Genomic DNA, 13,947 nt, shown 5'->3' with positions numbered 1-13,947 from the left:
TATGGCAGGTCATAGTAAATGGGCCAACACAAAACACCGCAAAGCGGCGCAGGATGCCAAACGCGGTAAGATTTTCACTAAAATTATCCGTGAATTAGTGACTGCGGCACGTTTGGGTGGCGGTGATCCCGGTGCGAACCCACGTTTACGTGCGGCTATCGATAAAGCGCTGTCCAATAACATGACGCGCGACACACTGAACCGTGCGATTGCGCGTGGTGTTGGCGGTGACGAAGATAACAACATGGAAACCATCATTTACGAAGGTTATGGCCCTGGTGGCACTGCCGTGATGGTTGAGTGTTTGAGTGATAACCGTAACCGTACCGTATCTGAAGTTCGCCATGCCTTCACTAAAACCGGTGGCAACTTAGGAACGGATGGTTCTGTCTCTTATCTGTTCACCAAAAAAGGCGTCATTTCTTATGCGCCTGGTTTGGAAGAAGATGCGGTGATGGATGCAGCGTTGGAAGCTGGCGCAGATGATATCGTGGTGTATGACGATGGTGCCATCGATGTGTTTACGGCTTGGGAATCACTGGGTGCGGTGAAAGATGCCTTGGATGCCGCCGGTCTGGTTGCAGAAGGCGCAGAAGTCGCTTTGATCCCATCAACCAAAGCAGATCTTGATGCAGAAACTGCACCAAAACTGCTGCGTTTGATCGACATGTTGGAAGATTCTGATGATGTGCAAGAGGTTTACCATAACGGTGAAATCTCTGATGAAGTCGCAGCTACACTCTAAAAAGCGTCATCGCATTCTGCTCATTCGCAATATCTGTCAGTATCGCTGGTCACACTCTGTGGCCAGCATTTTTTAGCGCTGCAAACAAGGTAAAAACTGGTATGGCGATCGTCTTAGGTATCGATCCCGGTTCTCGTGTCACCGGTTATGGCGTGATAAGCCAACAAGGTCGCCAACTGACTTATCTGGGGAGTGGCTGTATACGTACCGTTGTTGATGATATGCCCACTCGCCTGAAGTTGATTTATGCTGGCGTGACGGAGATCATCACCCAATTTCAGCCTGATTTTTTTGCCATCGAACAAGTGTTTATGGCGAAAAATCCCGATTCAGCCTTAAAGTTAGGGCAAGCGCGCGGCGCGGCGATTGTTGCTGCGGTTAATCTGGATTTACCGGTATCCGAGTACGCTGCTCGCCAAGTCAAACAAACCGTAGTGGGAACAGGGGCGGCTGAAAAAAGCCAAGTTCAGCACATGGTCCGCACATTGTTGAAACTCGCTGCGAATCCTCAGGCCGATGCGGCTGACGCATTAGCCATTGCTATCACGCACTGCCATCTCAGCCAAAATACCCTACGAATGGGCAATGATCAGCTGACGTTGGCGCGAGGCCGGATCCGTTAAGCCGCATTTTAATGCGAGCAAGTTAACTGTTATGGCAGGCTGGATATCCATCCAGCCTTTTTTATGCTATAAACAGCCAATTATGTTTGTACACAATGATATTAAAGTGGCAGAACAGCAGCAAATGAACATGCCCTTAGGCCAGTGAAAGTTGCACATTTGTCTGCTGCTTTAAAGACGAAGATTTTGGGTAAGGAGAGATTCACGTGATAGGGCGCCTCAGAGGTATCATTTTGGAAAAACAGCCGCCGTTAGTGCTGCTGGAGACAAACGGTGTTGGCTATGAAGTCCAACTGCCCATGACCTGTTTTTATGAGTTGCCCGAGCTGGGGCAAGAAGCCATCATCTTTACCCAATTTATCGTCCGCGAAGACGCGCAACTCTTGTATGGCTTCAATAATAAGCAGGAGCGAGCACTGTTTCGCGAATTGATCAAAGTTAATGGCGTCGGGCCGAAATTGGCGTTAGCTATTCTTTCCGGCATGTCAGCACAGCAATTCGTTTCAGCCGTAGAGCGCGAAGATATCACCACATTGGTGAAATTACCCGGCGTTGGCAAGAAAACCGCAGAACGTTTGGTTGTTGAAATGAAAGATCGCTTCAAAGGCTTGAATGGTGATTTGTTCAACAATACCGGCGATATTACCTTACCTGTATCCACTTCGGCGAAAGTCTCTGATGCAGATAACGAAGCTGAAGCGGCTTCAGCGTTGGTGGCTTTAGGTTATAAGCCACAGGAAGCTAGCCGTTTGGTCAGCAAAATAGCCAAACCGGGTGCAGATTGTGAAACGTTGATCCGTGATGCCTTACGTTCCGCATTATAGAAAATGAATTTATAGGCCAAAGTCATTGGCGTTGCGGCTAGACAACCACAAAAGGCTGCGAACTTCTCTGTGGCACCAAGCACGATGGATATAAAGAGGTAGATGATGATTGAAGCAGACCGCCTGATTTCAGCGGGTGTTATCAGTGATGAAGAGAGCCTTGATCGCGCTATCCGCCCGAAATTATTGGCTGAATATGTCGGGCAACCCCATGTTCGTGAACAAATGGAAATCTTCATTCAGGCGGCAAAACAGCGTGGTGACGCACTTGACCACGTGCTGATCTTTGGCCCTCCGGGCTTGGGCAAAACGACATTGGCGAATATTGTCGCCAATGAGATGGGCGTGAGTTTGCGCACCACCTCCGGCCCTGTGTTGGAGAAAGCGGGTGACTTGGCGGCGATGTTGACCAACCTAGAACCGCACGATGTATTGTTCATCGATGAAATACACCGTTTGTCACCCGTTGTAGAAGAAATTCTGTATCCCGCGATGGAAGATTACCAGTTAGATATTATGATTGGTGAAGGTCCAGCCGCACGCTCAATCAAAATCGATTTACCCCCTTTTACTTTGATAGGCGCGACAACCCGTGCGGGTTCGTTGACGTCACCGCTGCGTGATCGCTTTGGTATCGTGCAGCGCCTCGAGTTTTATCAGGTGGCTGATTTAGAACATATCGTCTCGCGTAGTGCTAAGTGTTTAGGGTTGGATCTCACTGCTGAAGGCGCGCACCAATTGGCACGTCGTTCGCGAGGGACACCACGAATTACTAACCGCCTCTTGCGCCGAGTGCGTGATTTTGCCGAAGTCCGCGCTGATGGTGCCATTAATGGTGATATTGCCATGCAAGCATTGGATATGCTGAATGTGGATGCCGAAGGCTTTGACTTTATGGACCGTAAGCTATTACTGGCCGTGATTGATAAGTTTATGGGCGGCCCAGTGGGGTTGGACAATCTTGCGGCTGCCATTGGTGAAGAGCGGGAAACCATCGAAGACGTATTGGAACCTTATCTGATCCAACAAGGTTTTATCCAGCGCACACCCCGTGGGCGAATCGCCACCAATCACGCTTACAAACATTTCGGTATTACGCGGGAAGAATAAAACGCGACGGATAAAGATTAGGTGTGATTTGTTTTAAATGGGAAGGGTGGTCATTAAAAACGGGGGCTAATGTGATAACCCCCGCTTAATCAAATCATTATCCGCGTGCTTTTTGCGACAGACTCAGTACGAACATCACCGCAGCGCAAAGCACCACTGATGGCCCTGCTGGCGTGTCATATAAAGCTGAGAAAGTTAAGCCGCCAGTCACCGCAATCATACCGATACCAATTGCAATGCCTGCCATTTGTTCTGGTGTGCGGGCAAAGCGGCGAGCCGCAGCAGCAGGAATGATCAGCAATGAAGTAATAATCAGAGCGCCAACAAACTTCATCGACAACCCTATCGTCAGGGCGGTGACTAACATTAGCATCATCCGCACCCGCTCCAAGTTAACCCCATCAACATGAGCTAGCTCTGGGCTGACGGTCATTGACAACAAAGCACGCCACTGCCAGCAAAGCACCCCTAATACCACTAGCACACCCGCTGCAATGAGCCAGATATCACTTAGTGTGACCGAGAGCAGGTCACCAAATAGATAGGCCATCAAATCGACCCGTACATTATGCATTAGGCTAACGACCACCAAACCCAGTGATAATGCACTGTGAGCCATGATACCTAATAAGGTATCAACCGCGAGTTGTGGACGACGTTCTAACCACACCAGAATGAGTGCTAGCACCATGGTCATGGCAATTACAGCATAAAAAGGATTCACATTTAGCAATAAGCCAAAAGCGACCCCTAATAAAGAGGCATGAGCTAATGTATCGCCGAAATAGGACATCCGCCGCCAAACGACAAATGATCCCAGTGGGCCAGCCGCAGTCGCCAGAAGAATACCGGCTAACCAACCTGGTAGTAATAATTCAATCATGCGTCACGACTCCCACTGCTTTTCAAAATAATCTTTCCGTGTAAATCGTGGCGATGATTATGGTGATGTCGATAGACCGCGAGCTGTTCGGCACCGCGCTGGCCAAACATGGCGATAAATTCAGGGTGCGTCGAAACCACCTCTGGTGCGCCGGAACAACAAATATGTTGGTTTAGGCACAATACCTCATCAGTTTTTGCCATCACTAAATGCAAGTCATGTGAGACCATCAATACGGCACAGTTTAACTCTTTGCGCAGTTGTTCAATCAAGTCATACAGTGCCAATTGGCCATTAACATCAACACCTTGCGTCGGTTCATCTAGCACCAATAGCTGTGGGCGATTGAGTAGCGCGCGCGCGAGCAGTACCCGTTGATTCTCACCACCAGATAATTTTTGCATGGGTTGCTCTAACAAATGCGCAGCGTGAACACGCTTGAGGGCAGGCAGAATATCGGCTTTTTTAACACCAGGCTTCAAACGCATAAAGCGGCTGACGGTGAGCGGCAATGTTGCATCGAGATGGAGTTTTTGCGGCACATAACCAATGCGTAAACCCGGCTCACGAATCAAACTGCCGCTGGTAGGGGCAATCAATCCAAGCACGACGCGAACCAGTGTCGATTTACCGGCACCGTTCGGGCCAAGTAAGGTTAATATCCTTCCTGGGCGCAGTGAAAGAGAAATATCATTCAGTACCCGCCGGTGACCAAAAGTGACGGATATTTTATTTAGAGTTACCAAAGTGGACATTATGATTACGTTTGCAGAACCGAGTGAATGTTATAATATTACGCTTTACTCAACTAAACGTCGAGAATTCGTATTATGTTACATAAAAATAAGTGGCTAAAACAGGCAATGCTCGCGAGCGCAATTATCATCGCAAATCCATTTAATATTGCCTCAGCAGCGGTCGTTACATCAGTACGGCCATTAGGTTTTATCGCTTCAGCCATTGCAGATGGCGTGTTACCGACCGAGGTTTTATTGCCTGATGGCGCTTCTCCGCACGATTATGCGCTTCGTCCATCGGATGTCCAGCGGTTACGCAGTGCTGAGCTTGTAATTTGGGTTGGACCGGAAATGGAAGCCTTTTTAGCTAAACCACTTTCTCAACTGGCTGATAATAAACAGATTGCACTATCTGAGCTTCCCTCGATTATGCCATTGTTAATGAAAGGCGATGAACATGACGAGCATGAAGGTGAAGAAGCAGGGCATGACCATGATCATGCTAAAGATAGTCACGATGATGGGCACCACCACGGCGAATATAATATGCATATTTGGCTATCGCCCACTATCGCCAAACAATCTGCAATCGCGATTCACGACAGATTATTGGAACTTATGCCGCAAAATAAGGACAAACTAGATGCTAACCTGCGCCGATTCGAGGATCAATTAGCGCAAAATGAAAAAAATATTGCTAATATGCTAAAGCCTGCCCAAGGTAAGGGATACTTCGTTTTTCATGATGCCTATGGCTACTTTGAAAAACACTTTGGCTTGAGCCCGTTAGGGCATTTTACGGTCAACCCCGAAATACAACCTGGTGCACAGCGTTTACATCAAATTCGAACACAGTTGGTTGAGCATAAAGCGGTATGCGTTTTTGCTGAGCCACAATTCAGGCCAGCCGTCATTGATGCCGTTGCCAAAGGAACAGACGTTCGTTCAGGAACACTGGATCCGTTGGGCAGCGGCATAGTATTAGGTCAGGACAGCTATGTGAACTTTTTGTCTCAGTTGTCGAACCAATACGTGAGCTGCCTGAAGTAAGATTAAAAGGATACTTATAAGTGCAGCAGATAGTCCGAACTATCACCCTTGCGTATAGCAATCTCCCTCGGCCCCATCGCGTTATGCTGGGGTCGTTGACTGTTATGACACTGGCCGTCGCTGTTTGGCGGCCTTTTGTATATCACCCAGAGCATGAGCCGGTCGCCAAAAGTGTGGTGCTAGATACTGCTCAACCCCGTATTCTACTGCCCGAAGCCAGTGAACCCATCGATCAACCAACGCCTGATGATGAAATCCCGCAAGACGAATTAGATGCCAAAGATGCCGGTGAAACGGGGGTCCATGAGTATGTTGTCTCAACAGGAGATACGTTAAGCAGCATTCTGACTCAGTATGGCATTGATATTTCAGATGTTTCATTGCTTGCGACGCAGAACCGTGATCTTCGTAACCTGAAGATTGGGCAACAAATTTCCTGGACTGTGAATGATGCAGGCGATTTGCAACGTCTGACTTGGGAAGTCTCTCGTCGTGAAACACGTGTTTATGATCGTGTTGGCAATAATTTTAAAGAGACGAAAGAGCTACAAAAAGGTGAGTGGAGCAACAAAGTTCTAACGGGGAGCCTTGATGGTAGTTTTGTCACCAGTGCGAAGAAAGCGGGTTTAACCAATTCTGAGATTCGCGCAGTGACCAAAGCATTACAGTGGCAGCTGGATTTTGCGAAGTTGCGCAAGGGGGATCAATTCTCAGTCTTGATGTCTCGCGAAATTCTTGATGGTCGTAGTGAGCAAAGCCAGTTGGTTGGGGTGCGCATGCGCTCTGGAGGCAAGGATTATTATGCTATCCGTGCCGATGACGGCAAGTTCTATGATCGCCAAGGCTCTGGTTTGGCCCGTGGTTTTATGCGTTTTCCTACCATGAAACAATTCCGGATCTCGTCTAACTTCAATCCTCGCCGCCTTAACCCCGTGACCGGGCGTGTTGCACCCCATAAAGGTGTGGATTTTGCCATGCCGGTAGGGACACCTGTACTTGCTGTCGGTGATGGTGAAGTGGTTATTGCAAAACGCAGTGGTGCTGCAGGTAACTATGTGGCGATTCGCCATGGTCGCCAATACACCACACGCTATATGCATTTGAAGAAACTTCTGGTGAAACCGGGGCAAAAAGTTAAACGCGGTGATCGTATCGCATTGTCAGGTAATACCGGTCGTTCAACAGGCCCGCATCTGCACTATGAGTTCTGGATGAACCAGCAAGCAGTAAATCCACTGACTGCGAAATTGCCACGTTCAGAAGGTTTAAGTGGTAAAGACCGCAGCGATTATCTGGCTATCGCGAAGCAGGTTATTCCACAACTGCAATTAGATTAATGTTGATCCAGTAGCCGTTGGGCTACTGGATTGTCTATATCTGATGCAAGTCACCCTGTAGACTCAAAAATAAAATCTATTATTAGTCCACTCGAAAATTCCAAGAGTTCTTCCATGCATAAAGAGAAAAACGACGCTGCTGGTTTTATTCCGGTATTTAAAAAGTCTTTCCTGCACCCACGTTTTTGGGGGGTGTGGTTAGGGACGGGCTTAATGGCGGGGATGGCGTATGTGCCACCGAGATTTCGTGATCCCTTGTTAGCCGGTATTGGCCGCCTTGCGGGGAAGTTCGCTAAAAGCGCCCGTCGTCGTGCCCGTATCAATCTTCTTTATTGCATGCCGGAGCTGCCAGAAGCTGAACGTGAGCATATTATTGATCAGATGTTTGCGACTGCTGCGCAACCATTAATGATGATGGCTGAGCTCTGTTTTCGTGACCCTAAAACAGTGTTATCCCGCGTCCAATGGCATGGATTAGATATTTTGGATGGACTACAGCAGCAGGAACGTAATGTTATTCTGTTGGTGCCTCATGCTTGGTCGATTGATATTCCGGCAATGTTGCTAGCCGAGCAAGGTAAACCGGTTGCCGGTATGTTCCACCATCAGCGTAACCCGCTGGTGGATTATTTGTGGAATAGCGCGCGCTTGCGGTTTGGTGGACGTATCCATGCAAGGGAAAGCGGTATTAAGCCATTTATCAGCTCAGTGCGTCAGGGATTCTGGGGCTACTATTTGCCAGATGAAGACTATGGCCCTGAACAAAGTGAATTTGTTGACTTTTTTGCTACTTATAAAGCGACACTGCCTGCCGTCGGGCGTTTAATGAAAGTCTGCAAAGCGGCGATTGTGCCGATGTTCCCCGTTTATAATTATCGTGAACATCGCCTTGATATTTATATACGCCCACCGATGGATGATTTGGCAGATGCTGACGATGCGTACATCGCTCGCCGAATGAATGAAGAAGTTGAAATCTTGGTTAAGCCGAACCCAGAGCAATACACTTGGATTCTTAAGCTGCTGAAAACCCGTAAGGAAGGCGAGATTGAACCTTATGTTCGCAAGGATCTTTAATGCCCATTTCGCTAGGCGCCAGCAAGGCCCTTTAGCCTAAATGAGAAAATTGAATATAAAAAAAACCCGCCATTAATAAGCGGGTTTTTTGTTCTTTAATGCTTAAAACTGATTATTCAACGCGAATGATGCGGCTAGTATTGGTGGTACCAATCGTCCCCATGACATCACCTTGCGTCACGATAACCAGATCACCAGAAATCAGGAAGCCTTTATCTTTCAGGCGATTCACCGCTTCAGTCGCAGCCATAACACCATCAGTGTGGGTATCGCAGTAAACCGGCGTCACACCACGGTAGATAGCCGTTAGATTTAAGGTGTGGTCATGACGAGACATTGCAAAAATCGGTAAACCGGAGCTGATACGGGACATCATCAGTGCAGTACGGCCCGATTCGGTCATCGCGAGAATTGCTGTGATGCCTTTGAGGTGGTTTGCTGCATACATGGTCGACATCGCAATAGCTTCTTCGACATTGTCGAATTGCACATCCAAGCGGTGTTTTGACACATTGATACTGGGGATTTTTTCTGCGCCCAGACACACGCGTGCCATCGCAGCGACTGTCTCGGCAGGATACTGACCTGCTGCGGTTTCAGCTGAGAGCATGACGGCGTCGGTACCATCTAACACGGCGTTTGCCACGTCCATGACTTCAGCACGTGTTGGCATTGGGTTGGTAATCATCGACTCCATCATTTGAGTCGCGGTGATCACAGCACGGTTAAGCTGACGCGCACGGCGAATCAGTTTTTTCTGGATACCGACTAGCTCTGGGTCACCAATTTCGACACCCAAGTCACCACGAGCAACCATCACGACATCAGAAGCAAGAATGATGTCATCCATGGCTTCGTCTGTTGCTACCGCCTCAGCACGCTCAACTTTTGCTACGATTTGCGCGTTGCAACCTGCATCACGGGCCAGACGACGAGCGTAGTGCAAATCTTCGCCTGTACGCGGGAAAGACACTGCCAAGAAATCGACACCAATTTTAGCGGCGGTAATAATGTCAGCTTTGTCTTTTTCTGTCAGCGCTTCGGCAGACAGGCCACCACCGAGTTTATTAATGCCCTTGTTATTGGACAGAGGGCCACCCACGGTGACTTCAGTGAAGACTTTCATGCCTTGTACTTCAACAACTTTCAGTTGTACCCGGCCATCATCAAGCAGCAAGATATCGCCAGGGACTACATCAGCAGGCAGGCCTTTATAATCAATACCGACCTTGTCTTTATCGCCTTCGCCTTTTGCCATGTTGGCATCGAGCAGGAATTTATCGTGCACATTCAGGAAAACTTTTCCTTCCTTAAACGTAGACACACGGATTTTAGGACCTTGCAAATCGCCAAGAATAGCAACATGACGCCCTAAGCGAGCGGCAATTTCACGGACTTTATTGGCCCGCAACTCATGATCTTCAGCACTACCATGGGAAAAATTCAGGCGGACTACGTTTGCACCAGCGGCAATAATCTTTTCCAGATTATTGTCGCGGTCCGTAGCCGGCCCCAGTGTAGTAACAATCTTGGTCCTTCTGAGCCGTCTGGACATCTCTTACTCCGTTGACTGATGAAGCATGGTGTTGTTAAAACAGCGGATAATGAATCCGATAGTAAAATGTCATTCAGTTACAAATTTTACGACGAAACCTGTTCATGTTTTACGACGAAAGTTTGTCATGGATACGACAAAATAGTGTCATGCATGTTACCCGCTTGCAGATGTAATACGATTAATACACAAAAAACAATCGAATTACCCAGTGAGCTAGTGTTGAGCATAGTGGCTCTGGTTGTATTTTCCTGAGCCAAAGTGACGACTATTCCTCAATAATACGTCAAATTGTTACGGCAGAAGATGCGCTAACACAATACAAAGTGACTTCTCTGCCAGATGCTTTTCTCGCTATTACCGCTATTCACCACTGTTGATGTGCGGTAAACCTTTATCAAAACGTGACTCTTTCAATGCGTCTTTAACCCGTTTTAGGTTATCCCTGAATTTTGCTCCTCGGCGCAAGGTAAACCCCGTCGCTAAGACATCAATTAAGGTGAGTTGAGCAATACGTGACACCATCGGCATATACACATCGGTGTCTTCAGGTACGTCCAGCAGCAGCGACAATGTTGCTTCATGTGCCAGTGGGGTATCGCGTGAGGTGATGGCTATCACGGTGGCATCGTTTTCACGGGCTAGGTGAGCGAGCTCTACCAAGCTTTTTGTGCGGCCAGTATGGGAGATTAATACCACCACATCACCTTCACTGGAATTCATGCAACTCATACGCTGCATCACGATATCATCAAAATAAATTACTGGAATATTGAAGCGGAAAAATTTATTCATCGCATCATGGGCCACGGCAGCTGATGCGCCAAGACCAAAGAACGATATTTTCTTCGCTTGTGTTAATAAATCAACAGCCCGATTAATGGCGGCAATGTCTAGATTGGTTCTCACCATATCCAGACTAGCCATAGTGGATTCGAAAATTTTGCCTGTGTAAGCGGCTACACTATCATCTTCTTCAACATTTCGATTCACATAAGGTGTGCCATTAGCCAGACTTTGCGCCAAATGAAGTTTAAAATCAGGGAAGCCTTTGGTGTCCAGCCGACGACAAAAACGGTTTACCGTTGGTTCACTGACGTTCGCCATTTTGGCGAGTGTAGCGATACTCGAATGGATAGCGGTTTGTGGGGAGGCGAGGATCACCTCGGCAACTTTCCTTTCTGATTTGCTCAGGAGGTCCAGATTATTTTGGATATTTTCCAGCGTATTCATATAACGAGAGCCACCCATGGGTTTTACCGATTTCATTTAAAGGAGAAATCTATGCCTGTTTAATGAAAATATACTACGAGCTGGGACCCGTTGGCAGTGGCATCTGGTTGGATGTGAGGCTTTTTCACCAGAATATGACCTGTGTCTAATTTTCATAATGGTAAATAGTAGTCAAAATCGTCATAAAATTACATTTTCAAGTAGCGCCGCCTGATTTGACGCGGCCTGCCGCCTGAATGGATATTTTTTAACCTTTTTTGACCTGCTTTTATCTGGGTTTACTGGCTATAGTCAAAGAGAGTACATTAGTAATGTAAGAAAATTACAAATATCCTGCAACGAGGAGAATAACATGGCGGTAACTAATACAGCCCAAGCAGCCCAGGCGTGTGATCTGGTGATTTTCGGCGCTAAGGGAGACTTGGCTCGCCGCAAACTGCTGCCTTCCCTTTACCAATTAGAGAAAGCGGGTCATATCCACCCTGATACTCGGATCATCGGTGTAGGCCGTGCCGAATGGGATAAAGACGCGTACACAGCCGTGGTAAAAGAAGCCCTCGATACCTTTATGAAAGAGAAGTTAGATGATGAATTGTGGCAAAAGCTCAGTTCACGTCTCGATTTCTGTAATTTAGATGTCAACGACAGCAAGCATTTTGCCAAACTAGGTAAAATGTTAGACCAAAAAAATCGCACCACTATTAACTACTTCGCCATGCCACCCAGTACCTTTGGTGCAGTTTGCAAAGGATTGGGAGAAGCGGGGCTGAATAAAGAACCAAGCCGTGTCGTCATGGAAAAACCACTGGGGACGGATTTAGCGTCTTCGCGGGTGATTAACGATCAGGTCGCCGAATACTTCAACGAATGTCAGGTTTACCGTATCGACCACTACTTGGGTAAAGAAACGGTGTTGAACCTGTTGGCACTGCGGTTCGCTAACTCATTGTTTGCCTCCAACTGGGATAACCGCACGATAGACCATGTGCAGATTACGGTTGCAGAAGAAGTCGGGATTGAAGGGCGCTGGGGCTATTTTGATCAGGCTGGCCAGATGCGTGACATGATCCAAAACCATCTGCTGCAAATTCTGACCATGATCGCCATGTCACCCCCTGCGGATTTAAGTACTGACCGTATCCGTGACGAGAAAGTGAAAGTGCTGCGATCACTACGTCGCATCGATCATACCAACGTGCGAGAGACCACTGTACGCGGCCAATACACAGCTGGATTTGTACAGGGCAACAAAGTCCCCGGCTATCTGGAAGAGGAAGGGGCCAACAAGAGCAGCAACACTGAGACGTTCGTGTCTATCCGTGTTGATATCGATGACTGGCGATGGGCTGGAGTGCCGTTCTATTTGAGAACCGGTAAGCGTTTGCCAAGTAAGTGTTCTGAAGTCGTGGTCTACTTCAAAAACCCTGCGCTGAACTTATTCCGTGAGTCCTACCAACAACTGCCGCAAAACAAGCTGACCATTCGTTTGCAGCCAGATGAAGGCATTGAGATCGAAGTGCTGAATAAGGTGCCAGGTCTGGAACATAAGCACCGCCTGCAAACCACCAAACTTGACCTCAGTTTCTCTAAAACTTTTAACGAGAAGCATCTCGCAGATGCCTACGAGCGCCTGCTGCTGGAAACCATGCGTGGGATCCAAGCACTGTTCGTTCGTCGTGATGAAGTCGAAGAGGCTTGGAAGTGGGTAGACTCCATCATGGATGCATGGGCTGCTGATAACGAAGCGCCGAAGCCGTATCAAGCTGGTACATGGGGGCCAGTGGCATCCGTTGCCATGATTACCCGTGATGGCCGTTCTTGGAACGAGTTCGAGTAGGCTACTCGTCCTAACAAGTTACGCCACCTCCCGCTATTTAGGTGGCGTGCCACCGCCAAGGAAGTAGGGCGGGCAGCTAGGGGCAGGAAGCCCACGCAATAATAAAGAGCTGTTAGCTGGCTCGCAATCTGATTCTTTATGGCAGGCGGAAAGCATCTGTGAATATTCTGCGTGCCATATTTCAACTGGCACCTTCGGGTGAGTACATGCCAATCGGCATAAGTGGAGATAACAACTGATGAAAAGCTGGAAAACGAGCGCAGAACAGATCATGACCGCAGGCCCCGTTGTCCCGGTGATTGTGATTAACAAGCTTGAGCAAGCTGTACCTTTGGCAAAAGCCTTGGTAGCAGGTGGCGTTCGGGTGTTGGAAGTGACGCTACGCACCTCTTGTGCTGTTGAAGCCATTCGTGCCATCGCCAAAGAAGTCCCAGAAGCGATTGTGGGTGCCGGTACCGTACTGAACCCGCAGCAGCTAGCTGACGTCGTTGACGCAGGTGCTCAGTTTGCTATTAGCCCAGGGTTAACAGATGAATTGCTCAAAGCGGCCACTGAAGGTGATATCCCATTGATCCCAGGGATCAGTACTGTTTCAGAGTTAATGCTCGGCATGAGCTATGGTCTGCGTGAGTTTAAATTCTTCCCAGCTGAAGCGAATGGCGGTGTTAAAGCACTGCAAGCCATCGGTGGTCCATTCTCCCAAGTGCGTTTCTGCCCAACCGGTGGCATTACACCAAACAATTACCGTGATTATCTGGCGCTGAAAAGTGTACTGTGCATTGGTGGTTCATGGTTGGTTCCTGCTGATGCGTTGGAAAATGGTGACTATGCGCGTATCACTGAATTAGCGAAACAAGCTGTTGCGGGTGCTACTGCATAATTGACTCACTCCCGAAGTTGAAGGGTTAACATAAGCATCGTGAGCAGTAAAAGGCA

General features: G+C 48.1%; 13 protein-coding genes. 9 read left to right on the top strand and 4 right to left on the bottom strand.

Annotation, left to right across the window (positions count from 1 at the left end; genetic code table 11):
- The first annotated feature begins 1 nt into the window (after position 1).
- The 4 genes from DA391_RS12225 to ruvB all read left to right on the top strand — a co-directional run bounded on the left by DA391_RS12225 (position 2) and on the right by ruvB (position 3,302).
- Positions 2-745 (top strand): YebC/PmpR family DNA-binding transcriptional regulator, encoded by a 744-nt coding sequence (locus DA391_RS12225; protein WP_050081267.1) that lies wholly within the window; start codon positions 2-4, stop codon positions 743-745.
- Positions 746-846: 101 nt separating this feature from the next.
- Positions 847-1,368 (top strand): crossover junction endodeoxyribonuclease RuvC, encoded by a 522-nt coding sequence (gene ruvC / locus DA391_RS12220; RefSeq protein WP_050081266.1) that lies wholly within the window; start codon positions 847-849, stop codon positions 1,366-1,368.
- Between the two features lie 206 nt (positions 1,369-1,574).
- Positions 1,575-2,192 (top strand): Holliday junction branch migration protein RuvA, encoded by a 618-nt coding sequence (gene ruvA / locus DA391_RS12215; RefSeq protein ID WP_050081265.1) that lies wholly within the window; start codon positions 1,575-1,577, stop codon positions 2,190-2,192.
- A 105-nt stretch (positions 2,193-2,297) separates the two neighbouring features.
- Positions 2,298-3,302, top strand: coding sequence for a Holliday junction branch migration DNA helicase RuvB (gene ruvB, locus DA391_RS12210; RefSeq protein WP_019209827.1), 1,005 nt, complete (start codon positions 2,298-2,300; stop codon positions 3,300-3,302).
- 97 nt (positions 3,303-3,399) lie between these two features.
- On the opposite strand, the gene znuB is transcribed toward ruvB, so the two are convergent.
- Both znuB and znuC read right to left on the bottom strand, forming a co-directional pair.
- Positions 3,400-4,185, bottom strand: coding sequence for a zinc ABC transporter permease subunit ZnuB (znuB, locus tag DA391_RS12205; RefSeq protein ID WP_050081264.1), 786 nt, complete (start codon positions 4,183-4,185; stop codon positions 3,400-3,402).
- A complete protein-coding gene (znuC, locus tag DA391_RS12200; protein WP_050081263.1) occupies positions 4,182-4,940 on the bottom strand; it encodes a zinc ABC transporter ATP-binding protein ZnuC in 759 nt (252 codons plus the stop codon). Before znuC ends, znuB begins: the two co-directional genes overlap by 4 nt.
- Before the next feature lie 75 nt (positions 4,941-5,015).
- Here znuC and znuA point away from each other — a divergent pair, with 75 nt between their 5' ends.
- From znuA to lpxM, 3 genes are all read left to right on the top strand, one after another.
- Positions 5,016-5,972: a zinc ABC transporter substrate-binding protein ZnuA gene (gene znuA / locus DA391_RS12195; protein WP_050081262.1), complete on the top strand. Its 957-nt coding sequence runs from the start codon at positions 5,016-5,018 to the stop codon at positions 5,970-5,972.
- 20 nt (positions 5,973-5,992) lie between these two features.
- Positions 5,993-7,309: a murein DD-endopeptidase MepM gene (gene mepM, locus DA391_RS12190; RefSeq protein WP_050081261.1), complete on the top strand. Its 1,317-nt coding sequence runs from the start codon at positions 5,993-5,995 to the stop codon at positions 7,307-7,309.
- Between the two features lie 114 nt (positions 7,310-7,423).
- Entirely contained in the window at positions 7,424-8,386 is a 963-nt protein-coding gene (gene lpxM, locus DA391_RS12185) for a lauroyl-Kdo(2)-lipid IV(A) myristoyltransferase (protein WP_050081260.1), read from the top strand.
- 112 nt (positions 8,387-8,498) lie between these two features.
- Here lpxM and pyk read toward each other — a convergent pair whose 3' ends face one another.
- A complete protein-coding gene (pyk, locus tag DA391_RS12180) occupies positions 8,499-9,941 on the bottom strand; it encodes a pyruvate kinase (RefSeq protein WP_019209833.1) in 1,443 nt (480 codons plus the stop codon).
- 363 nt (positions 9,942-10,304) lie between these two features.
- Positions 10,305-11,192, bottom strand: a complete 888-nt coding sequence (locus DA391_RS12175; RefSeq protein ID WP_271312044.1) for a MurR/RpiR family transcriptional regulator — start codon at positions 11,190-11,192, stop codon at positions 10,305-10,307.
- A gap of 334 nt (positions 11,193-11,526) precedes the next feature.
- On the opposite strand from DA391_RS12175, the gene zwf reads away from it, so the two are divergent.
- Positions 11,527-13,011 carry a glucose-6-phosphate dehydrogenase gene (zwf, locus tag DA391_RS12170; protein ID WP_050081259.1) on the top strand — a complete coding sequence of 495 codons (1,485 nt, stop codon included), beginning with the start codon at positions 11,527-11,529 and terminating at the stop codon, positions 13,009-13,011.
- A gap of 238 nt (positions 13,012-13,249) precedes the next feature.
- Entirely contained in the window at positions 13,250-13,891 is a 642-nt protein-coding gene (locus DA391_RS12165) for a bifunctional 4-hydroxy-2-oxoglutarate aldolase/2-dehydro-3-deoxy-phosphogluconate aldolase (RefSeq protein ID WP_019209836.1), read from the top strand.
- Positions 13,892-13,947 lie beyond the last annotated feature (56 nt).

Source organism: Yersinia massiliensis (genome assembly GCF_003048255.1).
Classification (GTDB): Bacteria; Pseudomonadota; Gammaproteobacteria; order Enterobacterales; family Enterobacteriaceae; genus Yersinia; species Yersinia massiliensis_A.
The sequence above is the reverse complement of the archived record's forward strand: the minus strand, read 5'-3'. Positions and strand labels throughout refer to the sequence as shown.

Coding starts and splice junctions, on each gene's coding strand:
- ruvC (WP_050081266.1), top strand. CDS start 847: ATGGCGATCGTCTTAGGTATCGATCCCGGTTCTCGTGTCACCGGTTAT.
- ruvB (WP_019209827.1), top strand. CDS start 2,298: ATGATTGAAGCAGACCGCCTGATTTCAGCGGGTGTTATCAGTGATGAA.
- DA391_RS12175 (WP_271312044.1), bottom strand. CDS start 11,192: ATGGGTGGCTCTCGTTATATGAATACGCTGGAAAATATCCAAAATAAT.
- lpxM (WP_050081260.1), top strand. CDS start 7,424: ATGCATAAAGAGAAAAACGACGCTGCTGGTTTTATTCCGGTATTTAAA.
- znuB (WP_050081264.1), bottom strand. CDS start 4,185: ATGATTGAATTATTACTACCAGGTTGGTTAGCCGGTATTCTTCTGGCG.
- znuC (WP_050081263.1), bottom strand. CDS start 4,940: ATGTCCACTTTGGTAACTCTAAATAAAATATCCGTCACTTTTGGTCAC.
- zwf (WP_050081259.1), top strand. CDS start 11,527: ATGGCGGTAACTAATACAGCCCAAGCAGCCCAGGCGTGTGATCTGGTG.
- znuA (WP_050081262.1), top strand. CDS start 5,016: ATGTTACATAAAAATAAGTGGCTAAAACAGGCAATGCTCGCGAGCGCA.
- pyk (WP_019209833.1), bottom strand. CDS start 9,941: ATGTCCAGACGGCTCAGAAGGACCAAGATTGTTACTACACTGGGGCCG.
- DA391_RS12225 (WP_050081267.1), top strand. CDS start 2: ATGGCAGGTCATAGTAAATGGGCCAACACAAAACACCGCAAAGCGGCG.
- DA391_RS12165 (WP_019209836.1), top strand. CDS start 13,250: ATGAAAAGCTGGAAAACGAGCGCAGAACAGATCATGACCGCAGGCCCC.